Source organism: Enterobacter cloacae complex sp. P17RS, from assembly GCF_014895885.1.
GTDB lineage: Bacteria > Pseudomonadota > Gammaproteobacteria > Enterobacterales > Enterobacteriaceae > Enterobacter > Enterobacter bugandensis.
This window is the reverse complement of the sequence record NZ_JADBQK010000016.1, coordinates 30,615-53,073: the sequence shown is the minus strand read 5'-3', so window position 1 is coordinate 53,073 and position 22,459 is coordinate 30,615. Positions and strand designations below refer to the sequence as shown.

Annotated in this window: 20 protein-coding genes; 8 read left to right on the top strand and 12 right to left on the bottom strand. The window is 55.6% G+C overall.

The genetic code is table 11. From position 1 onward, the window contains the following. Positions 1 to 90: 90 nt before the first annotated feature. Together lsrK and lsrR are read right to left on the bottom strand one after the other, a co-directional pair. On the bottom strand, positions 91 to 1,671 hold the full coding sequence (gene lsrK / locus IM265_RS13295) for an autoinducer-2 kinase (RefSeq protein ID WP_049000037.1): 1,581 nt from the start codon (positions 1,669 to 1,671) through the stop codon (positions 91 to 93). 32 nt (positions 1,672 to 1,703) lie between these two features. Continuing rightward, entirely contained in the window at positions 1,704 to 2,675 is a 972-nt protein-coding gene (gene lsrR / locus IM265_RS13290) for a transcriptional regulator LsrR (protein ID WP_045260116.1), read from the bottom strand. A gap of 215 nt (positions 2,676 to 2,890) precedes the next feature. On the opposite strand from lsrR, the gene lsrA reads away from it, so the two are divergent. The 6 genes from lsrA to lsrG are packed head-to-tail and all read left to right on the top strand — an operon-like array spanning position 2,891 to position 8,576. Further along, complete coding sequence (gene lsrA / locus IM265_RS13285; RefSeq protein ID WP_049000035.1) at positions 2,891 to 4,378, top strand: autoinducer 2 ABC transporter ATP-binding protein LsrA; 1,488 nt, start codon at positions 2,891 to 2,893, stop codon at positions 4,376 to 4,378. Then, on the top strand, positions 4,375 to 5,406 hold the full coding sequence (gene lsrC, locus IM265_RS13280) for an autoinducer 2 ABC transporter permease LsrC (RefSeq protein WP_048958740.1): 1,032 nt from the start codon (positions 4,375 to 4,377) through the stop codon (positions 5,404 to 5,406). Before lsrA ends, lsrC begins: the two co-directional genes overlap by 4 nt. Beyond that, positions 5,407 to 6,384: an autoinducer 2 ABC transporter permease LsrD gene (gene lsrD / locus IM265_RS13275; protein WP_047367088.1), complete on the top strand. Its 978-nt coding sequence runs from the start codon at positions 5,407 to 5,409 to the stop codon at positions 6,382 to 6,384. A gap of 1 nt (position 6,385) precedes the next feature. Then, positions 6,386 to 7,387, top strand: coding sequence for an autoinducer 2 ABC transporter substrate-binding protein LsrB (lsrB, locus tag IM265_RS13270; RefSeq protein ID WP_045260120.1), 1,002 nt, complete (start codon positions 6,386 to 6,388; stop codon positions 7,385 to 7,387). 11 nt (positions 7,388 to 7,398) lie between these two features. After that, positions 7,399 to 8,286 carry a 3-hydroxy-5-phosphonooxypentane-2,4-dione thiolase gene (gene lsrF, locus IM265_RS13265; protein ID WP_193031379.1) on the top strand — a complete coding sequence of 296 codons (888 nt, stop codon included), beginning with the start codon at positions 7,399 to 7,401 and terminating at the stop codon, positions 8,284 to 8,286. Next, a complete protein-coding gene (gene lsrG, locus IM265_RS13260) occupies positions 8,283 to 8,576 on the top strand; it encodes a (4S)-4-hydroxy-5-phosphonooxypentane-2,3-dione isomerase (RefSeq protein ID WP_003862606.1) in 294 nt (97 codons plus the stop codon). Before lsrF ends, lsrG begins: the two co-directional genes overlap by 4 nt. Before the next feature lie 46 nt (positions 8,577 to 8,622). Here lsrG and IM265_RS13255 read toward each other — a convergent pair whose 3' ends face one another. The 9 genes from IM265_RS13255 to ygjG all read right to left on the bottom strand — a co-directional run bounded on the left by IM265_RS13255 (position 8,623) and on the right by ygjG (position 18,028). Continuing rightward, complete coding sequence (locus IM265_RS13255) at positions 8,623 to 9,249, bottom strand: hypothetical protein (protein WP_193031381.1); 627 nt, start codon at positions 9,247 to 9,249, stop codon at positions 8,623 to 8,625. 31 nt (positions 9,250 to 9,280) lie between these two features. Further along, positions 9,281 to 10,018, bottom strand: coding sequence for a molecular chaperone (locus IM265_RS13250; protein ID WP_074171846.1), 738 nt, complete (start codon positions 10,016 to 10,018; stop codon positions 9,281 to 9,283). Beyond that, a complete protein-coding gene (locus IM265_RS13245) occupies positions 9,984 to 10,514 on the bottom strand; it encodes a fimbrial protein (RefSeq protein WP_028014487.1) in 531 nt (176 codons plus the stop codon). The genes IM265_RS13250 and IM265_RS13245 overlap by 35 nt, the downstream gene beginning before the upstream one ends. 9 nt (positions 10,515 to 10,523) lie before the next feature. Then, entirely contained in the window at positions 10,524 to 11,066 is a 543-nt protein-coding gene (locus IM265_RS13240; RefSeq protein ID WP_049137051.1) for a fimbrial protein, read from the bottom strand. A gap of 9 nt (positions 11,067 to 11,075) precedes the next feature. Then, entirely contained in the window at positions 11,076 to 12,092 is a 1,017-nt protein-coding gene (locus tag IM265_RS13235) for a fimbrial protein (RefSeq protein ID WP_063943003.1), read from the bottom strand. Next, positions 12,093 to 14,711: a fimbrial biogenesis usher protein gene (locus IM265_RS13230; RefSeq protein ID WP_049137053.1), complete on the bottom strand. Its 2,619-nt coding sequence runs from the start codon at positions 14,709 to 14,711 to the stop codon at positions 12,093 to 12,095. It lies immediately after the preceding gene. A 49-nt stretch (positions 14,712 to 14,760) separates the two neighbouring features. Next, positions 14,761 to 15,468: a fimbria/pilus periplasmic chaperone gene (locus tag IM265_RS13225; protein ID WP_028014483.1), complete on the bottom strand. Its 708-nt coding sequence runs from the start codon at positions 15,466 to 15,468 to the stop codon at positions 14,761 to 14,763. Positions 15,469 to 15,621: 153 nt separating this feature from the next. Further along, entirely contained in the window at positions 15,622 to 16,164 is a 543-nt protein-coding gene (locus tag IM265_RS13220; protein WP_028014482.1) for a fimbrial protein BcfA, read from the bottom strand. A gap of 484 nt (positions 16,165 to 16,648) precedes the next feature. Next, entirely contained in the window at positions 16,649 to 18,028 is a 1,380-nt protein-coding gene (gene ygjG, locus IM265_RS13215) for a putrescine aminotransferase (protein ID WP_193031383.1), read from the bottom strand. 435 nt (positions 18,029 to 18,463) lie between these two features. On the opposite strand from ygjG, the gene IM265_RS13210 reads away from it, so the two are divergent. Together IM265_RS13210 and IM265_RS13205 are read left to right on the top strand one after the other, a co-directional pair. Further along, positions 18,464 to 19,984 carry a PAS domain-containing methyl-accepting chemotaxis protein gene (locus tag IM265_RS13210; protein WP_193031385.1) on the top strand — a complete coding sequence of 507 codons (1,521 nt, stop codon included), beginning with the start codon at positions 18,464 to 18,466 and terminating at the stop codon, positions 19,982 to 19,984. Positions 19,985 to 20,320: 336 nt separating this feature from the next. Continuing rightward, positions 20,321 to 21,880, top strand: a complete 1,560-nt coding sequence (locus IM265_RS13205; RefSeq protein WP_182034919.1) for a methyl-accepting chemotaxis protein — start codon at positions 20,321 to 20,323, stop codon at positions 21,878 to 21,880. On the opposite strand, the gene IM265_RS13200 is transcribed toward IM265_RS13205, so the two are convergent. After that, a complete protein-coding gene (locus IM265_RS13200; RefSeq protein WP_041908013.1) occupies positions 21,877 to 22,371 on the bottom strand; it encodes a PadR family transcriptional regulator in 495 nt (164 codons plus the stop codon). The two genes, IM265_RS13205 and IM265_RS13200, sit on opposite strands and share 4 nt — an antisense overlap. Between the last annotated feature and the right edge of the window lie 88 nt (positions 22,372 to 22,459).

Here is a 22,459-nt window from a genome sequence, read left to right as displayed (position 1 = left end):
GATAGATCTCAAAGAACTTCCCCGGTGGCGCTACGCTTACCGGGGCTACAAAACCCCAGGACGGATAAGCGCAGCGCCATCCGGCGTTATTTACGGCGTCGCTGCCCGCGCTAACCCCGGCGCCTGCCACATCGACGTGGTCAGCCCGCTGTCCACCAGCCCGAGCTGATCCGCGTACACCGCCTGCCACTTCTCCATCATGCTGTCGTATAGCTCCCGGTGCTGCGGGTTTGGCGTAAACTCGCGGCTCCACTTCACCAGACGCTCGCCCGTCGAGGCCATATCCGCAAACATCCCCGCACCCGTTCCGGCGGCAATGGCGCAGCCGAGCGCCGTTGCCTCTTTGACTTCCGGCACGCGCACCGGCAGGCCGGTGACGTCGCTTAAAATCTGGCTCCACAGGGCGCCCTTTGCGCCGCCGCCCGCAAACACCAGGCTATCAAACGTCACGCCGGAGAAGCGCGAAATCTGCGTCAGGTTACAGGCCGAGACGATTGCCGCGTTCTCCTCCAGGGCGCGGAACAGCGTCGCTTTGTTGCACTTTTCCGGGTCGATAGAGAGGTTAATAAACGACGGCGCGGCGTGGTACCACTGCTTGAAATGCATCGCGTCGGAGAAGATTGGCATTACGCCGTGGGAGCCAGCGGGTACGCGGCCCGCCATCTCTTCCAGCAGGGAATAGGTGTCCATCCCCATCCGCTCGGCAATCAGCTTCTCTTCGGCACAAAAGGCGTCGCGGAACCAGCGCATGGTCAGCCCGGTAAAGAAGCTGATCGACTCCGCCTGCGCCATGCCGGGGATAACGTGCGGGTTCACGCGGATGTTCATCTCAGGGTCGGTGCGCACCTGCGGCAGGTTAACCACCTGCTGCCAGAAGGTGCCGCCCAGCACCGCCGTTTGTCCGGCGCGGACAACGCCCAGCCCCAGGCAGCCCAGCTGCACGTCGCCGCCGCCCATCACTACCGGCGTGCCCTCGCGTAAACCGCTCTGCTGTGCGGCTTCTTTCGTGATGGCCCCCAGCACGGTGCCGGTCTCTTTTACCGGCGAGAGAATATCGGCGCGCAGCCCGGCCATGTCGAGCAGCGCCGGACGCCAGTCGCGTGAAAAGAGATCCAGCATGCCGGTGGTGCCCGCGTTAGACGGATCGACCGCCAGCTCGCCGGAGAGCTTTGCCGCCAGCCAGTCGCTGATCATGGTGATGGTCGCGGCCTTGCGGTAGATGTCCGGACGGTGATGCGCCAGCCAGAGCAGGCGCGGCATGGCGCTAAGGGCAAGCGTCTGGCCGGAAACGTCATACACTTCGGATTCAAAACGGTAGTCGTGGATCTCTTTGAGTTCAGCCACCTCGCGGCTGGCGCGGGCGTCAACGTTGGCGCAGGCCCAGATGGCCTCGCCGCTGCGGTCGTACAGCACGATCCCTTCGCGCATCGAACAGCAGGCGACGGACTGAATATCCGCCGCGCTCAGGCGCGCACGCTCCAGCGCCTGCTGAATGCATCGGCAGGCCAGCTGCCAGTTGGTGTCGAGATCGAACTCCATCGACCCCGGCACGTTCTCCACGCTCAGGTGCTTCCACTCGGCCTGGCCGACGGCAATCTGGTTGCCCTGTAAATCGAAAATCACGGCGCGAACGCTGCCTGTCCCTGCATCTAACGCTAAAAGGTAACTCATGAGCTTGCCTCGCTGTTAGCGCAGGGCGACTCTTATTCGGCCAGAGCCAGCACCGCGCGGGCTGTCGTCTCTTCCGTCACCAGGCCATTAATACGGCGACCTTTCAGTGCGGCGTAAATCGCATCGGCTTTCTCTTCCCCTCCGGCCACGCCGACGATGGTGGGCAGTTGCGCCAGTTCATCGAGCGTGACGCCCAGCAGTTCTTTATGGATCTCCAGCTCCTCGACGCATTCCCCTTCGGCGTTAAGGAAATAACCGAGGATATCGCCTACCGCCCCTTTACGGGCGTACATCAGCTGTTCACCTTCGCTGATATAGCCGGAGCGCAGTATGGTCGCGTCACGGCGCTGGTTCACGGAACCAATGCCGACCACCGCCACGTCAGCGGCGGTCGCGGCGAGGATCACGTCCCGCACGCTGGTCTCACGTTTTAAGATCCCGGCGACTTCCGCAGATGAGACGCGAAGCGGGGCGGGGATCATGCTGACGCTACAGGCCGCATCCAGCTGGCCGATACCGGTCATATACGGCCCCACGCCGCCGGAAAGCGTCACCAGGCGGATCTGCTGCGAGCTGATAAAGCCGCTTAAGTGTTGCAGGCTGCTCATGGTGGTTTCACCGAACCCCACCGCCAGCAGCTGGCCAGGCTCCAGCACGCCCATCAGCGACTGCGCCGCGCCAATGCCCAGCCGCACGTTCATCGGCGGGGTATTTAGGGCAGGCATCACGCGCACCAGCTTCAGGCCAAAGCGCTGCTGTAGCTCGGTTTCCAGCGACAGGCAGCCCTCGTAGCGGGAGTTGATCTGCACGCGGATCACCCCGGACTGACGGCCTTTCTCCAGCAGGCGGGAGATCTTCAGGCGCGGCAGCCCGAGGCGTTCGCCGATATCATTCTGGGTCAGCCCGTCGTGGTAGTAGCACCAGGCGACGCGCGCCACCAGCTCCTCTTCCGCCAGTGCCAGCCCGGCAAACCGTCCTTCTTCCGCAGTGCGTTTATCGCTCATAATTGAACTCTTATAAAAATTTAGATCATATGTTCGTAATGGCGCGGCGTGAAAATGTGAGCCACGCGGCAAAACGGATCATTTAGATCGTTTCTGGTTAATCTGAATCTCAATCGATAAAACTGTGATCCCTGCACGGTTGTAAATATAGTTCACCGTCTACGCTTTTGAACATTATTAAATCTAAAAATCATTTGTTCAATAGCGGAGCGATGATGACACCACTTCTCAACGCGCGAAATATCAGCAAGCAGTTCTCAGGCGTGCCGGTCTTAAAAGGCATTGATTTCACGCTGCTTGCGGGGCAGGTGCACGCGCTGATGGGCGGTAACGGCGCGGGAAAATCGACGCTGATGAAGATCATCGCCGGGGTAGAAACGCCGGATAGCGGTGAACTTTCGGTTGCGGGCGAGTCTTTTGCACGGCTTACCCCGGCGCAGGCGCACCGGTTAGGCATTTATCTGGTGCCGCAGGAGCCTCTGCTTTTCCCCAACCTGACCGTGCGGGAAAACATCCTGTTCCGCCTGCCGCGCGAGCGCGATCGGGAAAAGCGGCTGGCGGAGAAACTCCAGCAGCTGCAATGTCAGCTTAATCTCGACGCAACGGCCAGCACCCTGGAAGTGGCGGACCAGCAGATGGTGGAGATCCTGCGCGGGCTGATGCGCAACGCCAGAATTCTGATCCTCGACGAGCCCACGGCCTCGCTGACGCCCGGCGAAACCGAACGGCTGTTTCGCCAGATCCGCGCCTTACAGGCGCTCGGCGTCGGGATTGTCTTTATCTCGCATAAGCTGCCGGAAATCCGCACGCTGTCGAGCCACGTTTCGGTGATGCGCGACGGCGCGGTGGTGCTCAGCGGCGAAACCGCCCAGTTTGACGACAGCGCCCTGATCGCCGCCATGACGCCGGTCAGCCGCGAGAAAGGCTTAAGCGATGCGCAAAAGCTGTGGCTGGCGCTGCCGGGAAACCGCCGCACCCAGCCGCAGGATTTTCCGGTGCTGCGCGTGGAAGATCTCACCGGAGAGGGCTTTATCGATCTCAGCCTGGAGATTTACGCCGGGGAGATCGTCGGCCTTGCCGGACTGGTCGGATCCGGGCGCACCGAGTTTGCCGAAACGCTCTACGGCCTGCGTCCCGTACGCGGCGGGCGGGTGTGGCTGGAGAGCCGGGAGATCACCTCCGATCCGGTGGGTTTACGTCTGGAAAAAGGGCTGGTTTATCTGCCGGAAGACAGGCAGGTGTCCGGCCTGTTTCTCGACGCGCCTGTCCGCTGGAACACGGTGGCGCTGAACGAGCCGTCGCTCTGGCAGCAGCGAAAGCGGGAGTCTGCGGTGGTGGAGCGCTATCACCGTGCGCTGGGGATCAAGCTCAATCATGCGGATCAAACCGTGCGCACGCTCTCCGGCGGCAACCAGCAGAAGGTGCTGCTGGCGCGCTGTCTGGAGGCCAATCCTTTATTGCTGATCGTCGATGAGCCGACGCGCGGCGTGGACGTGTCGGCGCGCGCCGATATCTACCAGCTCATTAAAAGCGTGGCGGCGCAGAATGTTGCGGTGCTGATGATCTCAAGCGATCTCGATGAATTTCCCGGCCTTGCGGACCGTGTGCTGGTGATGCATCAGGGCGTACTCAGCGGCGAGCTGCCGCGCCACGCCGTCAGTCTCGATCGGATGATGGCGCTGGCGTTTGGAGGACAATCATGAAGATCTTACTCAAAAACCGCGAGCTGAGCGCGTTTCTTGCCATTCTGGCGCTGTTCGCCGTGCTGGTGGCGCTGAATCCGTCCTACTTCAGCCTGCAAACGCTGGGGATGATCTTCGCCAGCGCGCAGATCCTGATCCTGCTGGCCATCGGTGCGGCGCTGGTGATGCTGACCCGCAATATCGACGTCTCCGTGGGTTCTACCGTCGGGCTGTCCGCCATTGCCGTCGGCGTGGCGCTCAACGGTGGCTACAGCCTGCCGGTATCGATACTTTTTGCGCTGTCGATTGGCGCGCTGGCGGGGGCGTTCAACGGTTTTCTGGTGGTGGGGCTGCGCATTCCGGCGATTGTCGCCACCCTCGGCACGCTGGGGCTGTACCGCGGCGCGATGCTGCTCTGGACGGGCGGAAAGTGGATTGAGGGTCTGCCGCCGGGGCTGAAATCTCTCTCCGAGCCTGCCGCCATCGGCATTTCACCGCTCGGCGTGGGAGTGTTGATTCTCGTGGTCGTTGGCGCGTGGGGGCTATCGCGCACCGCGTTCGGGCGTGATTTTTACGCGGTGGGGGATAACCTCGCCGCCGCGCGCCAGCTGGGCGTGGCGGTGAACCGCACGCGCATGATCGCCTTCACCCTCAACGGCATGCTGGCAGCCTGCGCCGGGATTGTTTTTGCCGCGCAGATCGGCTTTGTGCCCAACCAGACCGGCAGCGGGCTGGAGATGAAGGCCATTGCCGCCTGCGTGCTCGGCGGCATTTCGCTGCTGGGCGGCACCGGCACGCTGGTCGGTGCGTTCCTCGGCGCGTTTTTCCTGACTCAAATCGACACCGTGCTGGTGCTGTTCAGGCTACCGGCGTGGTGGAACGACTTCATCGCCGGGCTGGTGCTGCTGGGCGTGCTGGTGCTCGACGGGCGGCTGCGCCAGGCGCTGTCACGCCATCAGCGGGCGCTGAAGTACGGCCGGTTCCAGCCTGGCAACAGAGGGGGAAAGCACGTCACCCCCTTTCCCAAACGCAACAAAGAGGTGGCGTAAATGAGGCTCAACTGGGAAAGCGCGCTGCTGATATTGCTGGTGCTGGAGATCCTGCTCTTCGGCGCCATTAACCCGCGCATGCTCGACGTTAACATGCTGCTGTTCAGCACCAGCGATTTCATCTGCATCGGCATCGTGGCGCTGCCGCTGACGCTGGTGATTATCAGCGGCGGGATCGACATTTCGCTGGGCTCCACCATCGGCCTGTGCGCCATCGCGCTGGGGGTGATGATGCAGGCGGGGTGGCCCATGACGATCGCCGTTCCGCTGACGCTGCTGCTTGGCCTGCTGTGTGGGCTGGTGAATGCGGCGCTGATCCACTACACCGGCATTAGCCCTTTAGTTATTACCCTCGGCACGCTCTACCTCTACGGCGGCGGCGCGCTGCTGCTCTCCGGCATGGCGGGGGCGACGGGCTACGAGGGCATCGGCGGCTTCCCGGACGGTTTTACCGCGTTCGCTAACCTCACGGTGCTGGGGCTGCCGATCCCGCTGGTGCTGTTCGCGGTGATTACCGCCTTCTTCTGGCTGATTACCCATCGCGGGCGCTTTGGCCGCCATCTGTTTTTAATCGGCCAGAATCCGCGCGCGGCGCGCTATGCGGCGCTGTCGGTGAACGGCATGCCCTACGCGCTGTACGGTCTGGTCGGCGTGGCGTCGGCGGTGGCCGCGCTGGTGATGGTCTCCTATTTCGGCTCTGCGCGTTCGGATCTGGGGCGCGATTTGCTGATGCCCGCACTCACCGCCGCCGTACTCGGCGGGGCAAATATTTACGGCGGTTCAGGGTCGGTGCTGGGTACGGCGCTGGCGGCGCTGCTGGTGGGTTATCTCCAGCAGGGATTACAGATGGTCGGCATCCCCAACCAGGTGTCGAGCGCGCTGTCGGGGGCGCTGCTGGTTGTGGTGGTGATGGGACGTTCGCTAAGTCTGCACCGCGAATGGGTGCGATCTCTCTTCAGAAAACTATCCGGAGCGTAAGATGAAAACAAAACTGCTCGTCCTGGCAATGGCCCTCAGCTTCGCTTCGGCGCAAGCGGCGGACCGCATTGCCTTTATCCCCAAGCTGGTGGGCGTCGGCTTCTTCACCAGCGGCGGCAACGGCGCGAAAGAGGCGGGGAAAGATCTTGGCGTGGACGTGACCTACGACGGCCCGACAGAGCCGAGCGTTTCCGGCCAGGTGCAGCTCATCAACAACTTCGTCAACCAGGGCTATAACGCCATTATCGTCTCCGCCGTGTCGCCGGACGGCCTCTGCCCGGCGCTGAAGCGCGCGATGCAGCGCGGCGTGAAGGTGCTGACCTGGGATTCCGACACCAAACCGGAGTGCCGCAGCATTTATATCAACCAGGGGACGCCGGAACAGCTCGGCGGCCTGCTGGTGGAGATGGCGGGCAAGCAGGTCACCAAGCCGAATGCCAAAGTGGCGTTCTTCTATTCCAGCCCCACCGTCACCGACCAGAACCAGTGGGTGAAAGAGGCGAAGGCCAAAATCGAGAAAGATCACCCCCAGTGGCAGGTCGTGACCACCCAGTTTGGCTATAACGACGCCACCAAATCTCTGCAAACCGCCGAGGGGATCTTAAAAGCGTATCCGGATCTGGACGCGATCATCGCGCCGGACGCCAACGCCCTGCCGGCGGCGGCGCAGGCGGCGGAAAACCTGAAGCGGGAAGGGGTGGCGATTGTCGGCTTCAGCACGCCGAACGTCATGCGTCCATACGTTGAGCGCGGGACGGTGAAAGCCTTCGGCCTGTGGGATGTCGTACAACAGGGCAAAATTGCGGTCAATGTCGCCGATCGTCTGCTGAAAAAGGGCGATCTTAACCCTGGCGACAGCGTGGACGTAAAAGGTATCGGCGCCCTGAAGGTGGAGCCGAACAGCGTGCAGGGCTATCAGTATGAGGCGAAGGGCAACGGCATCGTGCTGCTGCCGGAGCGGGTGGTATTCACCAAAGAAAACATCAGCAAATACGATTTCTGACGGGGGAGCAAATGGCTGATTTAGACGACATCAAAGACGGCAAGGATTTTGGCATCGGCACGCCGCAGCAGAATGTGCCGTTCACGCTGAAGGGCTGCGGCTCGCTGGACTGGGGCATGCAGTCCCGCCTGGCGCGCATCTTTAACCCGCAGAGCAACCGCACGGTGATGCTGGCCTTTGACCACGGCTACTTTCAGGGGCCGACCACCGGCCTTGAGCGTATCGATCTCTCCATTGCGCCGCTGTTCGGTGAAACAGACGTGCTGATGTGTACCCGCGGCATTCTGCGAAGCCAGGTGCCCGCCGCGACAAACATACCGGTGGTGCTGCGCGCCTCCGGCGGTAACTCCATTCTGGGCGAGCTGTCGAACGAGTGCGTGGCGGTGGCGATGGAAGATGCCCTGCGCCTGAACGTCTGCGCGGTGGCGGCGCAGGTGTACATCGGAAGCGAGTTTGAGCATCAATCTATCAACAACATCATCAAGCTTGTCGATGCAGGGGCGCGCTACGGCATGCCAACGCTCGCGGTAACGGGCGTCGGCAAGGAGATGGCGCGTGACGCGCGCTACTTCTCGCTCGCCAGCCGCATCGCCGCCGAAATGGGGGCGCAGTTTGTCAAAACCTACTACGTGGACGAGGGCTTTGAAAAAGTGACCGCCAGCTGCCCGGTGCCGATCGTCATCGCCGGGGGTAAAAAGCTGCCGGAGCTTGAGGCGCTGGAGATGTGCTGGCGGGCGATTGATCAGGGGGCGTCCGGCGTGGACATGGGGCGCAATATCTTCCAGTCCAGCGCGCCGCTCGCCATGCTGAAAGCGGTGAAAAAAGTGGTTCACGAGAACGTGAGCGCCCGGGAGGCGTTCCAGTTCTGGCAGGACGAGAAACAGGGAGAAGCAAAATGAACGTGACGCTGGTTGAGATTAACATCAAGCCCGAGCGAGTGGACGAGTTCCTGGAGGTGTTTCGCGCCAACCACGAGGGAGCAATCAAGGAGCCGGGAAACCTGCGCTTTGACGTGTTGCAGGACCCGAGGGTGAAAACCCGGTTCTTTATCTACGAGGCCTACAAAGACGAAGAGGCGGTGCTGGCGCATAAGCAAACCCCGCACTATCTGGCGTGCGTGGATAAGCTTGAGGAGCTGATGTCGGAGCCGCGCAAAAAACGCAGTTTTGTGGGGCTGTTGCCGGAGTAATTCGATGCCCGATGACGCACTCATGCGCGTCATCGGGCATCCAGGCTTATCCTTTGGCTTTCTGGATCGCCATGATTAATGCATCGGAAGAGACGTTTCCTGACATCACGCTAATGCGCTGAATGACCGGATCTTTTTCCTGAGGTAAAACCACAAATGCCGGCGCGTTGGCAAAACCGATCTGCTTCACGAGCTTCACATTGTCCTGTAACACTTTGTTTGCCGACCCGGCCGAAGGCAATTTTTTAAAGATAAAACGGATATCCGGGTTGGCATGGATAAGCGTTTCTGTGACGTTGCAATTCACGCATTGCTCATCCACAAAAGACACCACGGCGACTTTTGCGTTGGCGGGCCCGACAATAGGATCGCCGCCAGCAAGCAGCTGCTCGCGATGGAGGATGACATTTTGCACCATGGCCTGTTGCTGCGCTATCTCCTGACGCTGGCGAAGGCTTTCCCCTGCCGCAACTAAAAATTCAGGATGTTCAGCGAGATAGGTAGAGACAATTTCACCCATTTTTTCAGGATGGGCGGCGAAATACGCTTCGGCGGCTTTTCCTGTTTGTTCAATCTGCTGTGGCGTTGCTTGCTCTGCCTGCGCTGCGGCTGAGAAAGTCAGGGTCGCGGCCAGCAGAAGCGAAAGGCGACGAAGGGAGGTTGAAACTTCCATTGATGTTATTCCGTAAAAGAGAGAGACGGGACTAGGACGCCAGTGCCTGTGTACGAACAGGCATAATGCGTCCATAGTCATTAATCGCTTGCCAGCGCACCTGGCATACCCCTGGGTCTGGACAACCCTCGAGCGCTCGCTCGCTAAAAGGGGCGACAAGGCCGCCATCAGCGATGCGCTTACCGCCGAGGCTGAGCTGATAAAGCGTGATGTAGTAAGGCGTCGGATTATTCACAACGACGTTATTTTTGTTTCGTGACCAGCGTAAGGCCTGATAAGCATCATCAGGATTGCCGGTGAGCCCGGTGGGCCGATAAAAAAGTTTAAAGCGTGAACGTACCGCCGTTTGCACACCCGTGGTGTGCGGGTTAGCGGAAGGGATCGCCGCAACGTTTAACGTGAACAGCGTTTCCCGGTTCTCGGGTAACTTTCCTCCCGTAAATATCAGCCGAATCGTGTTTTCGCGTTGCGGACGCAATGAGAACAGCTGCGGCGTGGCCACAAATGCGGATTGAACCCCGTGTGGGGCATCCGCCCCAGTCCACAGGCCACCCGGCTCGACTTTGGTGTAGATCAGATACGATTCGTCAGAAGGGTTACGCACGGAAAAGCTGATCGATTTCTCACGTTCCGGATAGACAAACCGCGTTCCGCCGATCACCACGCCAGCTTGCGCCTGAAGCATGATGGTGGAGAGAAAAAAGAGAAGCAGGATCTTCGCCGGATAAACACACTTACGCATAATTGAGAATAAAGGTTGTCGTCGCATTTGCCGTTCCCGTGGTGACCTTGTTTGCGGTGGCAACATAGCGGGCGTAAAACTGGAGAGTCGCGTCGCTTTGATTAGGAATAATCATCGTCTTCTGGCTTTTACTTCCCATAGAGATGAGCGACTTGTCCTGGTTGTAAATACCTACGCCGATACCGGTTGCATAGCCTTCACCGCCGATGAGCGTCAGTAAATCCGGGTTTGCTGTATCAGGTGTGCCGTCAAAGGTAATACTGACTGAGCCTTCTGTTCCGGCACAGTTTTCCACATTAATAGCAAACGGATGATAATCAGCGCCCATACCTGACTGGGTGAAATATTTACTTTGCACGCTGTCCATTGTGACGGTCAGGTTCTGAGAATCAGGCGCGATACTGCACGTCTTTTTATGGATCACGCCAGTGATATAAATTGTACCGTCGTGCGCCAGTGTACGCGCTGAAAAAAATGGCACCAGAAAAAGCGCGGTGAATATTATTGTGAAAAACTTTTTCATTTCCGCATCCTACTGATAGAGCAGATCAAAATACATGATGGCCGTAGCATTCCCTGTCGTAACCTCGGGCAGGGTCGATTTGTACCGTAAATTAAATGTCAGGCTATTATCTCCCTGCTTTAAGGGATAAATTTCGGATTCCGTATTATTTATTTTAATCGGATTCATTCCGGCATTGAGAAGCTCTACGCCAATGCCCGTCGCCATTTCGCCAGCCGTTCCTTTACCCGTGTCGCTGAGCGCCAGCAGGTCCGAGTTATTGGTATCCGGCATACCGCTGAACCAGATTTTTGTCCCCTGAATGGCGCGTGAACAATTTTTAAGATCGATCGTGAACGCTTTTTCCGGCGTCGTTGTTCCGGTTGCGGGAAATTCAGATATATCGAATGCGCCTAAATCAACCGTTTGTTCTTTACTGTTCACATCAACTTCACACGATTCGCCGATAATAGTGCCGTATATCTGGAGGTTAACTGTAAAACCCTCATCGGCGTACGTTGTTGCTATGCCAGAGAACAGTGTCGCCAGGGCGACAAAATACAAGACTCTCATTTTTCACCCTTACGCAAAATCGATACGTAAACAGGCCAACGCAGTAAACAGACCTTCTGCCGGGGCCTTCCCTGTCGTGCTGATGGGGTAGGTTTTTAACGTGACATCAGCATGGCCTGAACTATCAGTAATAAAATCAGCGGTGCTGGAGGCGTCGTTAGGTATCATGACGGTGCCATTTTCGTTGGTTACCACCACGCCGACATCTTTATTATCCGTAGAGATCGCCTGGCCGACGTTGCTGTCTGCGTTGGCGACCAGTCGAAGCGTAAGATGCGCAGGCGAAATCACGTCCGCATTACACTCGATGGGAACATTAAAGGTTTTTACCGGCGCATTAGAAGGTTTCTCACCCGCTTTCGTGAATGAAGAACTGTTGAGTTTTCCCAGGTCAACCGTAATGATTTGCCCCGCATTAATGATGCAGTTTTGCGGCACCGTGACCGCGCCGCTGTATGTTATTTGATAAACAATATCATTCAACGGGTCGGTATTTTCGGTGGTGATATAAACATTAAACATCACTTTACTGGGGATAATGACCGTGCCGATAAAAGGTTTGATAATTTTTAACCGGAATACCAGGTTGGAGTCATATACCGGGAAAGGTATGTTCATATCCTCTTTATCCACCCTGTAATCTTTACCCATATGGATATAGTCTCCAGGCGGAAAATATTCACCAATTTCGGAATCGGTTATCCGCATCGCCCCTGCAATATAGATCGGGTCAAGATTCATATACTGCCACTGGTCTTCCGTGAAAATCACCGGGTAGGTATTCCTGTATGAGCGATAGGTACGAGAATCGCCATCCGGATGATAGTCACATATGGCGTTTACGCCCACATCCTGTGATTTAACCAGTTCAACTGCCTGCCCCAGCTGGTTTTGTTCTTTTGTCAGCGTGGCCGTCAGATCGTAATTCACATTCGTAATGCTGTGATCAAAGTTATGACAGACCGCTGCCAGACTTTGCGTAGAAGCCGTAAGGCTGAGTAATAAAAAAATAATGCGTACTTTCACTTATCGGCACTCCGCTTTTAAACGCACGAGGGACTGCTTTGTTTCACTTAGCTTGTAAACGGCAACACATTTTTTATCATCTGTGTCGCCCCATTGCGCTGTCAGACTCCCTGTTTCGCCCAGCCCAGACAGATACGCTTCGCCGTTATCGCCTACGATGGTGTCCCCACCTTCATCGCTGCGCGTAACAACCGCGCCAAAGGGCACAGGGCGCCCGTTATGCATGAGTGCAATCATCGCGCGCGTTCCGGAGCGCGCCTTAAAGGTGGCGCGAACCAGGGCGCCCTGGGTTGGAACAACGTGGGTTACAGCCTCGTCAATGTCCAGATCGTCGCTGAGCGAGTTGGTGTTCAGCGCCATGCGGTTACGGTGGTATGCGCTGGCATACGGCACAATCGCATAACCACGCCAGTCGGTGTGGATCCCTGGACCGTCTTCGACCTTCACGTTGCTTGCGCCCGGCGCGGCGATCAGGACATTGGTATCCCCCAACGGCTGGCTTAAGGTGATGCCGTTGCGATGCGCGACGATACCGCCGCTGAGGCCGTAGTTGATCTGTTGATAATCACCATTGTTACTGTAGTTGTACCCCAGGCTCGCATTACCGTAGGCACTATCATATTCCGTGCTGATGCTTCCACTGGCACCGGTATGTTGGTTCTGATATCCCTGCTGAACGCTGTAGCTGAGGTTATTGTCTTCAAGCAGCGTTCCGTTGATGCCGGCAGTATTATTGACCCTGCCGTCGTTATCGGTGCTCATGCCGTATGTGGCGTAAATGCTGTTTAAACGTTTGGTCACATCTCCACCTGGATGAAGCCACAGATTGAGCGGGAAGGAGAGCGTTAAAGAATAAATACGATCGCTTTCACTCATGCCAGGGGATTTATTGTAGTTGTAGGTCAGGTTATAGGTTACGCCCGCAACCGTTCCGCTATAACCCAGCTGAATAAGCGTATTTTTTTCGTCGGTATGCCAGTACGTTTGCTGGCTGCCGTTGAGGAAAATCGACCCGGCAGTGCCCAGCTGTTGTGAAATATTGGCCTGCAGCTTGCCGCGTTTGGTGTAGTACAGATTGTAATAATCGGTCCACACGGGCTGATTGTCGTCGGTGTGGTCGTTGGGATCGTCCTGGCCGACATAACCTTTCATTTGCTTATAGGTGGTTTCATCCAGGGTATAAAAACCGGATGTGGAATAGCGATAGCCTAACAGCTGGAAATTGGTGCCCATGCCGTTCAACGATTTTGCATATAAGAAACGTATTGACTGCCCGTTATGTGAGCTACCGTCGCTCAGTTCGCTTTGTGCGGAGGTGAGATCGGCCGATACGGCGCCAAAATTCCCCAGGTTCACCCCGGTACCCAACGCAAAGGCAGAGTATTTTTCCGTCAGCTGCGTACCACCGTAGACGGTAAATCCTTTTGGTAACCCCCAGATAAGCGTTCCCTGGACAAAGTTTGTGTCCTCCTGCTGATCGCTGTTACTGCGATAGCGGGCCGCGGTGGCGGCATATTTTACGGTACCTTCACGCTGCAAAACCGGAACCGCGGAATAGGGCACAGAGTAGCTGCTGATCGTTCCGTCAGATTCTTTGACCTCTACATTCAGGTCACCGCTGGAGGAGGTGGGGTACAGATCGTTAATGGCAAACGCCCCGGGCGGCACATAGCTTTGATAAATGGTGTAACCGTTTTGTTTGATGGTGACCTGGGCGTTGGATTTAGCGATCCCATGAATGGTTGGCGCAAAACCTTTCATACTATCAGGCAGCATGTTGTCATCAGAATTGATCTGTACCCCGCGGAATGGCAGGCTGTCGAAGACATCCGAAGTGGTATAGTTCTCGCCGATTGTTAGCTTGCTTTTTAGCGGGATAACGGCACGTTCAACATAGGTTTTAATGTGTTCCCAGTTGGTGTAGGTCTCTGAGCCGCTGCTGTTGTAGCTCCATGTAGAGAAATCCCGCAGCCGCCACGGCCCCAGGTTTAATCCACTGTTAAGTCCCAGAAAATAGTTGTCTGTCGTCGAACCGTAATCACCGCTATTGTGACTATGCGAACCCGAAAAGTCATAATTCAGCATCAGGGCGTTAATGCCTTCGTCCCATTGCTCAGGGGGAATGTACCCGCGCGCGTTATTACGCAGCGCCGCTTGCGGAATACTGATATTCAGGCGCTGGTGTTCAAAATCAAAAAATGTGGTGGCAGCGGGAATGGCTGCCGGCAAATCGACACAGTTGCCCGCTTTTTCGTCCTTAAGACCGGGTAAGACATCGACATTTACCCCCATCGCATCAAGTGACTTACGCGAGAGGCAGGGCGTCAGCCCCGTATCGTCATCCGTAGGTGTTGAATTTTTGCGCACGTTAAACGTCACGTCGCGCGTGGCTAAAAAATTGTCATTCAGCCATACGTCCACGCGATAGACCCCTGGCGCCTGACCAGAATTACTAAAACGTGATAAATCAGCAACCGCCGCAGGATCGCTTGAAAGAAAGGCAGGGTTGAAATAATAGCCCGCATCCGCATTAACGGATGCGAATGCGCCGAGCATGGCCAGCGTGAGAGGGGCCAAACGATGATTGACTATCCTTGTCTGATACTTGCGAAACTTCATTTTTCTCTGCCTGCTTCAACGCGCTATGTTCGGTATTTTTCCGGGAAAATTATGCTCCAGGGCATGTCTGAACAGGGGTGGTAGCACCGAAATCGTTAACGGTCTGGAACGTCACCTGGCTCCCGCTACCGGCTGGTAGATCAACGACCAGGCTGTTCATTGGCGGAACCATGTTATTGGTTAACTTTGCGTTTCCCGCTTTGAATTGCACCAGCGACACGTAATAAGGCGACGCGTTTTTGATGGTCAACTTGCCGTTACTGACCGTGCAGCGCAGCGCCTTTGGCGCGTCAATTGACGGGGTAGGCAATTTTTTTGGGCGAATAAAAAGCTTAATGACGCTCTGCGTCGCAATCTGCAATGTATTTCCCTGCAACTTACTTTTATCCACGGCCGGGATAGCTTTGCTGTTGAAATAAAAAACGCTTTCTCTGTCTTTCGGCAAATCTGGGCCAGCGTACATAATCCTGATGGTGTTTTCTTTTTTAGGATGCATAACAAAAAGTGGAGGCGTGACAATAAAGTCTGTGGACTTCGATTGATCGGCGTTCGCAACCCACGATTGCACCAGAAAAGCATTGCTTTGAGACGAGTTCGTAATAGGTAACGAAATCTGTTTATCACCCTGAGGGTAAATAATACGCGTTGCGCCCAGGCCTATCCCCCCAGCGTGAGCCGTAGTCAGCACCGTAGCTGCGAATAAAAAAGAATGCGTAATCAGCTTCGTTATCAAAGATACAGTATTAATTCGTTTCATTTATATATCACTTCATTGAATACATAATCAAATACATAGAATAAAACATGCCGTTTAAGCCTATGTATTTAATCTATATAAAACGGTCGGTTATATTAAAAATCCCTCCTTCGTACAGGCGTACGAAGGAGGGATGACAGCATCCTAATTCGATTAGGAATAAACCATCTGGAAGGTAGCGGTAGATGCTACGTTACCTGGTGTTGCTGCGCCTGTAGCGATGTAGTCAACGCTCAGTGGGATAATGTTTTCACCGTTGATCAGGCCGATTGCAGAAGAGGTGGTACCCAGATCCAGGTTTTTACCGTCCGGTCCAAACAGCTGCAGAGCCACGTTCTGTGCGGAACCTGCACCCGCGGTATTCGCCATAGCGCCCGGCTGAGTAGCATCCTGCTGCGCGTTGAAAATAACCGCTGCGTTCTGGCTGACAGTGGTGTCGCAATCTTCCAGTTTAATGTTGAAATCTTCTTTCTGATTCGCCAGCATTCCGCTTTGAGTCAGCTTCACGGTACGAACCTGGCTCAGGATAACGGTCTGGTCAACAGAATCGGCAGCAACTGAACAGGCAGCGTTAACAACCTGACCGACGAAATTAACGGTACCGCCGCTTACTGTGGTGGTGTCTGCCTGTGCGTTCATCATCACGCCGCTTGCCATAGATGCAGCAACAACCATTGCTAAAACATGCTTTTTCATACAAATCCTTTTAAATAAACAGTTTTCTGTCAAGTTGAAACAAAATTAAAGGTGACTTAATACAAGACTATTCAGATTAAAAATCATGAATATACAGAATCATACAGTACGCTGTGTTTTGCACATTCTCGTGATGTTCCGAAAGCGTATTTTATGAGGCGAGGCATATTATATCAATCTATTGCTGGTTGATTTTTGCTTAGAAATTCTTAAATGGGTTTTAATTAAAAATTTATTAGTTTTTAGAATGGGAGGGTATGTTTGATGCGCTATTTAGCCTGATTTAGTAAGGTGCAATCGCCGAGAGTGATATTTCTGCATTGTTATTGAACGCTATCCTTTTATTAAAATTAAATATTAATTTAAAACGGGAATTGTTCTTTAGGGCAATGTAAGAGTGATTTTCAATATGCCATGTTTAATTACAAATTGAAATGAAATTAGAGTGGATATAACTCCCTCCTCCATAAGAGGAGGGATTAAATCATACTTCTTCTACTCTTACCCGCAGCGCTGCCAGCGCCTTGCGCGCCGCCTTCAGCACCTGCTCACACTGCTCAATGGTCAGCGTCAGCGGTGGTTCCACGCGGATGGTTTTCGAGTTGTTGAGCGTGCCGGCTACCAGCACCCGCTGGCGGAACATCTCGCTCGCGAAGCTGTAGCCGATTTCATTGTCGACAAACTCGATTGCCATCAGCATCCCTTTGCCGCGCGCCTCCTGCACCAGCTCCGGGTACTCACGCCCCAGCTGGCGGAAACCATCCAGCAGCATGTCGCCTTTCTGCTCCGCCTGCGCAGGCAGGTTTTGCTCCAGCAGCACGTTGATGGTGGCCAGCGCCGCCGCACAGGCCAGCGGGTTTCCGCCAAAGGTGGTGGTGTGAAGGAACGGATTGTCGAACAGCACCGAGAACACCTCCTCGGTGGCAACCGTTGCACCAATCGGCATCACGCCGCCGCCGAGCGCCTTCGCAAGACACAGTATGTCCGGCTGAACGTTCTCGTGCTCGCAGGCAAACATCCTGCCGGTGCGCCCCATCCCGGTCTGCACTTCGTCGAGGATCAGCAGCGCGCCAAACTCATCGCACAGCTGACGCACGGCGGGCAGGTAGCCCTGTGGTGGCAAAATCACGCCGCCTTCACCCTGAATCGGCTCGAGGATCACCGCCGCCACGTCATCGCCGGTTTTACGGCATTCGCTCAGCACGGTGCGCATGGCGTTAATGTCGCCGAACGGCATGTGGCGGAAGCCCGGCAGCAGCGGCATAAACGGTTTGCGGAAGGTGGATTTGGCGGTCGCAGACAGTGCCCCCAGGGATTTCCCGTGGAACGCGCCGCTGGTGGCGATAAAGGTGAATTTCCCGCGTGGCGACTGGTACGCCTTGGCGAGCTTGATCGCCGCCTCGACCGACTCGGTGCCGCTGTTGCTGAAGAAGCTGTATTTCAGCTTGCCGGGCGTTAAGGCCGCCAGCGTTTTCGCGAGCATGGCGCGAAGCGGGTCGAGCAGTTCCTGACTATGGAGAGGTTGTTTCGCAAGTTGATTCTGTACGGCGGAAACCACTACTGGATTACGGTGCCCCACGTTAAAGATACCGAAACCACCCAGGCAATCTATAAACTCCTGTCCCTGGGTGTCGACAAGCGTGTTGAGACTTCCCGCTTGCCACTCTACGGCTCCGTAATCCCCGCCGGCGGTAACAGATTTGCGATACTCCAGAAAACCAGGATTCACATGCTCTTTAAAATAATCGATGACCTCTCGGTTAAGTTGTTTCATCTCCTCATGATCGAGCGTTCGCTTCTCAATGAGATTCAGTGCGTGCGCGGTACAGGCAAGAGCCGAGGCGCTGGAAGGTAACCTGTTCAAAATATGCTCCCGGGGATCGCGTATCACATGATACTGAGTTAAGTATTGCAGGGATTACGCCACTTCAGATGACTTAACGAAAATCGGGATAAACGCCAGGTTAAAATTATGTTGCGCAATATTTAATCATGCCGGAGCAATCGAAACGGGATTTAGGGGGACAGGGCAACCCGCATTCTCAGGTGCACAAAAAGGCAATTGCACTAAAGGAGTGCATGGCTTGCAGCTTAAGTGGGCGTTAACAGGTCATGCTTTATAGGTAATTTCTTTGCGAAAGTATTTGGAATCAATGAATTATAAAATCTCACAAAAAGTGCGGTTTAAGTGAAATCTGCGATCTCCATCAAGTTTAACAACTAAAGATAAATTGTTTACCGCCGAAAAAACAATAAACCACAAAATTAACATTCGAATAACCTGCAAGGAATGCCCGTCATGTCTTCTCCTTCCTGTGTCACCCAGAATAATTATCCTCTGGACGATGACACCACCTTAATGTCGACCACCGACGTCCACAGCTATATGACCCATGCAAACGACACCTTTGTGCAGGTGAGCGGCTATCAGCTTGATGAGCTGATGGGCCAGCCGCACAATCTGGTGCGCCATCCCGACATGCCAAAAGCTGCGTTTGCCGATATGTGGTACACCCTGCAGCAGGGTGAGCCGTGGAGCGGCATTGTCAAAAACCGGCGTAAAAATGGCGATCATTACTGGGTGCGTGCGAATGCGGTACCGATGGTGCGGAATGGGCAGGTGACGGGGTATATGTCGATCCGCACCAAAGCCACGGAGGAAGAGATCGCTGCCGTAGAGCCGCTCTACCGGGCGCTGAATAACGGGAGCTGTAAAAAACGCATCCAAAAAGGACTGGTGGTGCGTAAGGGCTGGTTGGGTAAACTTCCTTACATGCCGCTACGCTGGCGCGTACGCAGCGTGATGGCGGCGCTCTTTGCCGCGCTTGCCGCTACCCTGGTGACCACCTCCGCAGGCTGGGTGCCGCTCGCAGCGGCCGCCGTGATAACGCTGCTGGGAACGCTGCTGTTTGAGCAGCAAATTGTCCGCCCGATCGAAAACGTCGCGCATCAGGCGCTGAAGGTGGCGACCGGCGAGCGCAACAGCGTGCAGCATCTGAACCGCAGCGACGAGCTGGGGCTGACCCTGCGCGCGGTAGGACAGCTGGGGCTGATGTGCCGCTGGCTCATCAATGACGTCTCAAGCCAGGTGATGAGCGTCCGTGACGGCAGCGACAGGCTGGCGCAGGGGAACGAAGCGCTGAACGATCGTACGCGTCAGACCGTGGCGAACGTGCAGCAGACCGTCGCAACGATGAACCAGATGGCCGCTTCCGTTCAGAGCAACTCAGAAACCGCCGCCGAAGTGGACAAACTCTCCGTCGCCGCGAGCAGCGCGGCGACGAAAGGCGGCAACGCGATGCAGACCGTGGTGAAAACGATGGATGACATCGCCGATAGCACGCAGCGCATCGGCTCGATTACCTCCCTGATTAACGACATCGCTTTCCAGACCAATATCCTGGCGCTGAATGCGGCCGTTGAAGCGGCAAGAGCCGGCGAGCAGGGGAAAGGCTTTGCCGTGGTCGCGGGGGAAGTTCGCCACCTTGCCAGCCGCAGCGCGAATGCGGCTAACGATATCCGCAAGCTGATTGATGCCAGCGCCAGCAGGGTACAGTCCGGCTCGGAGCAGGTGCACGCCGCAGGCCGCACGATGGATGACATTGTCGAGCAGGTGAAAAACGTCACGCAGCTCATCGCGCAGATCAGCCACTCGACGTCCGAACAGGCGACCGGGTTGTCAGAGCTAACCCGCGCGGTGGCGGAACTGGACAGCATTACGCAAAAAAATGCCGACCTGGTCGAGGAGAGCGCGCACATCTCTGCCATGGTGAAACACCGCGCCGGGCGTCTTAAGGATGCGGTGACGGTGCTCCATTGAGCCAGTAATGTTCCGGAAAAGTCGTTTATACCGTAAGGAATAAACGGCTTTTTTATTTGTGGTTGTGACTATTAATGTTTTTTATTGTTAATGAGATATTAAATAACTAAAGAAAATGTCTCAGTTATTTATCCCTGCCTAAGTCAGTTTTTCCCGATGCTATTTTGCAAAACCCTGTTCTGGTGGTCTGGTAACGATCGATGGGGCGGAATTAATAGCCTCTACCTATCCATTGTGATGGTTATGAAATAAAAAAACGATCAAAGTCATAAAGTTAGCGGATTCGTTACCGATAACAGCGATCGTCTGAGAAATAATCACATCGATGGAGTAAATATGTTCTTACATGACGTAAAGATCGGCACGAAATTATTTCTGGCGTTTGGATTCTTTATTGTCCTGATGGTGATCAGCGCCAGTATGTCCTTACTGAGCCTGAACCGGGCTAACAACGGGATGCAATCCATCATTACCCATGATTATCCCACCACGGTAAAAGCGAACCAGTTAATCGACAACTTCCAGGAATTTATTAGCACTCAGCAGCTCATGCTGCTGGATGAACAGGGAACGTACACGGCACAGTCGCAGCAGCATCTTAAAGAGATCAGCGAGCATATCACGGTGATTTTGGGCGAGCTGAATACGGTGTTGCAGGACCCGAAATCGCAGCAGGTCCTTGCCGAGATCCGCGACGTTCGTCAGCAGTATCTGGACTCGCGCTATCGCATTTTGCAGGCGGTGCAGAATAATGACCGTGCGGGTGCTATCCAGGAGATGATGACCCATACCCTCACCGTGCAGCAGGCCTATAAAGCTAAAGTGCAGGAGCTGATTGCGATTCAGAACCATGAGATGCAGAGCGCGGGGGCGCAGGTGGAAGGAGACTTCAGGTCCAGCCGACTGCTGCTGATCCTGATCACCCTCTTTAGCGTCGCCGCTGGCAGCCTGATTGGCTGGTTTATCGTGCGCGCTATTACCCGCCCACTCGGCGAGGCGGTGAATTTTGCCAATGCCATTTCAGAGGGCGACCTGACGGGCAGCATCACGCCGCACGGCAAAGACGAAACGGGCCTATTGCTGCACGCGCTGATGGAGATGAAAAACCGCCTGCTGGATATTGTGCAGCAGGTGCAAACGGGCTCGGAGAATATCTCCAGCGCAGCCGCGCAGATTGTCGCTGGTAACCAGGATCTTGCCGCGCGCACCGAGGAGCAGGCAAGTTCCGTTGAGCAGACCGCCGCCTCGATGGAGCAGATCACCGCGACGGTGAAAAACACTGCCTCGCACACCGGGGAAGCGACTAATCTTTCGGCAGATGCCGCCACGGTGGTCAAAAACAACGGGGAGATGATGAAGCAGGTGACCAGCAAAATGCGCCTGATTAACGAGACGTCGAACCGGATGTCCGACATTATCGACCTGATCGACGCCATTGCGTTCCAGACCAACATTCTGGCGCTGAACGCGGCGGTGGAAGCGGCGCGTGCGGGCGAGCACGGCCGCGGCTTCGCGGTGGTTGCCGGTGAGGTTCGCCAGCTTGCCCAGAAGAGCGCGTCGTCTGCCAGTGAAATTCGCGAGCTGATCGAGAGCTCCACCAGCCAGACCCAGGACGGGATGAATCTGGTGGAAAAAGCGAGCGCGTTGATCAACGGCATGGTCGGCAACGTGGAGGAGATGGACACGATCCTGCGTGAGATCCGCCAGGCCAGCCACGAGCAGACGGAAGGGATCTCGCAGATCAACAGCGCGATTGGCCTGATTGATGCCACCACCCAGCAGAACTCTGCGCTGGTGGAGGAGTCCGTCGCGGCGGCGGCATCCCTTAACGAGCAGGCGATGCACCTGAAAGAGCTGGTACGCGTATTCCGAGTGAGCGAGCACGCGTCGGCTTAATCCAGCTGAGAGATCTCCAGCGCCGCGCGGTCGATTATGCCGATAATCTGCTTGAGCTGCGCGTCGCTGAGCTCTCCCTGATTTACCTTCAGGTCTAACACCGCTTTAAAGTTATCCAGCGCCCGCTTCATCTGCGGGTTTTTGCGCAGCTCAAAGCCGACGCTGCGCGCCTTAATACGCACCTGGATCTGTTCCAGCTGTTCCCGGTTTTCGTCCAGCCAGCGTTGTCCTTCAGCGGTAATCGCAATTTTCTTACGACCGCTCTCTTCTTCCGTAATGGTGATAAAGGTTTGATCCTGCAGATAATCCAGCGTCGGGTAGATCACGCCGGGGCTCGGCGTGTAGTTCCCCTGGGTCAGGTTCTCGATCTCTTTGATCAGCTCATAGCCGTGGCTGGCGCTGCGGGTTAGGATATCCAGAATCACCAGTCGCAGGTCGCCGTGGCCGAAAAAGCGCGGTCGGCGTCCGCCGCCGTCGTGTTCATGTCGCATGTTATGTCTCTTAATTTGATATATCTAAACTATATCTAAGATATATTCAGATGCAATCTAAAAAATCTTGCTTTTTTACTGATTAGTA

Excerpts from the sequence above, each read along its gene's own strand:
- lsrK (WP_049000037.1), bottom strand. The coding sequence starts at position 1,671 with ATGAGTTACCTTTTAGCGTTAGATGCAGGGACAGGCAGCGTTCGCGCC.
- lsrR (WP_045260116.1), bottom strand. The coding sequence starts at position 2,675 with ATGAGCGATAAACGCACTGCGGAAGAAGGACGGTTTGCCGGGCTGGCA.
- lsrA (WP_049000035.1), top strand. The coding sequence starts at position 2,891 with ATGACACCACTTCTCAACGCGCGAAATATCAGCAAGCAGTTCTCAGGC.
- lsrC (WP_048958740.1), top strand. The coding sequence starts at position 4,375 with ATGAAGATCTTACTCAAAAACCGCGAGCTGAGCGCGTTTCTTGCCATT.
- lsrD (WP_047367088.1), top strand. The coding sequence starts at position 5,407 with ATGAGGCTCAACTGGGAAAGCGCGCTGCTGATATTGCTGGTGCTGGAG.
- lsrB (WP_045260120.1), top strand. The coding sequence starts at position 6,386 with ATGAAAACAAAACTGCTCGTCCTGGCAATGGCCCTCAGCTTCGCTTCG.
- lsrF (WP_193031379.1), top strand. The coding sequence starts at position 7,399 with ATGGCTGATTTAGACGACATCAAAGACGGCAAGGATTTTGGCATCGGC.
- lsrG (WP_003862606.1), top strand. The coding sequence starts at position 8,283 with ATGAACGTGACGCTGGTTGAGATTAACATCAAGCCCGAGCGAGTGGAC.
- IM265_RS13255 (WP_193031381.1), bottom strand. The coding sequence starts at position 9,249 with ATGGAAGTTTCAACCTCCCTTCGTCGCCTTTCGCTTCTGCTGGCCGCG.
- IM265_RS13250 (WP_074171846.1), bottom strand. The coding sequence starts at position 10,018 with ATGCGACGACAACCTTTATTCTCAATTATGCGTAAGTGTGTTTATCCG.
- IM265_RS13245 (WP_028014487.1), bottom strand. The coding sequence starts at position 10,514 with ATGAAAAAGTTTTTCACAATAATATTCACCGCGCTTTTTCTGGTGCCA.
- IM265_RS13240 (WP_049137051.1), bottom strand. The coding sequence starts at position 11,066 with ATGAGAGTCTTGTATTTTGTCGCCCTGGCGACACTGTTCTCTGGCATA.
- IM265_RS13230 (WP_049137053.1), bottom strand. The coding sequence starts at position 14,711 with ATGAAGTTTCGCAAGTATCAGACAAGGATAGTCAATCATCGTTTGGCC.
- IM265_RS13225 (WP_028014483.1), bottom strand. The coding sequence starts at position 15,468 with ATGAAACGAATTAATACTGTATCTTTGATAACGAAGCTGATTACGCAT.
- IM265_RS13220 (WP_028014482.1), bottom strand. The coding sequence starts at position 16,164 with ATGAAAAAGCATGTTTTAGCAATGGTTGTTGCTGCATCTATGGCAAGC.
- IM265_RS13210 (WP_193031385.1), top strand. The coding sequence starts at position 18,464 with ATGTCTTCTCCTTCCTGTGTCACCCAGAATAATTATCCTCTGGACGAT.
- IM265_RS13205 (WP_182034919.1), top strand. The coding sequence starts at position 20,321 with ATGTTCTTACATGACGTAAAGATCGGCACGAAATTATTTCTGGCGTTT.
- IM265_RS13200 (WP_041908013.1), bottom strand. The coding sequence starts at position 22,371 with ATGCGACATGAACACGACGGCGGCGGACGCCGACCGCGCTTTTTCGGC.